Origin of the sequence: Nocardiopsis sp. MG754419 (genome assembly GCF_018207095.1) — a bacterium.
GTDB lineage: Bacteria > Actinomycetota > Actinomycetes > Streptosporangiales > Streptosporangiaceae > Nocardiopsis.
This window is the reverse complement of record NZ_QOCZ01000347.1, coordinates 1-551: the sequence shown is the minus strand read 5'-3', so window position 1 is coordinate 551 and position 551 is coordinate 1. Positions and strand designations below refer to the sequence as shown.

General features: G+C 70.6%; 1 pseudogene. It reads left to right on the top strand.

Annotated features, from left to right (window positions below):
- A pseudogene (locus DSY14_RS28060) lies at positions 1–551 on the top strand (serine/threonine protein kinase); the annotation flags it as partial.

The following is a 551-nucleotide window of genomic DNA, read 5'->3' as shown; positions in this document are numbered from 1 at the left end:
GGATACCCCCGCCGTACCACTTCGCCGGGGCTCGCTTCACCGACGTGGGGGAGCTGGCCGCCGCCTTCCAACGGAACTGGTCCGACGCCCTGCGGATCTTCGCCGACCGCCGGGAGTTCGAGGCCCTCGGGTCCTGGGTGATGCACGACCTCAACGACATCAGCGTCGACCGCGCGCTGTTCCGCCGTGGGGTGCGCGACGTCAACCTTGCCCTGGCGACCTTCATCGCCCACGCGGCCCCGTCCCTACCGCCGCGCTTCCGTCATCACGACGCCTCGATCGCCGGTCTGTCGCGACTGTTCCACGACCCTCATCCCCTGGTCACTGGGGACCCGGCGGCCAACGAGCTGATGTTGATCGCCCGACCCGAGGTGCTGCGGGTGATGGCCCGTCACGAGGGCGCGGACACCGAACACCTGCGGTCGTTGGTCCAGGACCTCGCCCACGCGGAACAGGCGGGCGTCGCCTTCCATCGGGAACTCACCGAGAACCTGGTCGGCTGGCGCGACGTCCCCGCCCGGGTCGACCCGGCGCTGGCCCTGGTGTTCCTG